The sequence below is a fragment of the Pantoea sp. SIMBA_079 genome (assembly GCF_046940275.1).
Lineage (GTDB): Bacteria > Pseudomonadota > Gammaproteobacteria > Enterobacterales > Enterobacteriaceae > Pantoea > Pantoea borealis.
In genome coordinates this window covers 1-265 of the sequence record NZ_JAWRYR010000431.1, presented here as the reverse complement: position 1 = coordinate 265, position 265 = coordinate 1, and the positions used below count along the sequence as shown (strand labels likewise).

Annotated in this window: 1 protein-coding gene; it reads left to right on the top strand. The window is 69.4% G+C overall.

From position 1 onward, the window contains the following. Positions 1–67: 67 nt before the first annotated feature. On the top strand, positions 68–265 hold a 198-nt coding region (locus SB719_RS20670; protein ID WP_412159816.1), incomplete at its 3' end, for an ATP-binding cassette domain-containing protein.

Genomic DNA, 265 nt, shown 5'->3' with positions numbered 1-265 from the left:
AGGGAGGACACAGGATGGGCCCGCCGCCCGATCCGCCGCGCTGGTCCGCCTCCCTAGCGTTGAGGGCATGGCGCTGACTCTCACGGATACGGTGGCGCGCGTCGAAGCAGCCACGAAGACTTATGGCAGTGGCGCGGGGCGCGTGAGCGCACTCGACGACGTGACCATCGGGATCCCGGCCGGGCGGTTCACCGCCATCATGGGCCCGAGCGGTTCGGGCAAGTCGACGCTGATGCACATCATGGCGGGGCTGGACTCGGTCACG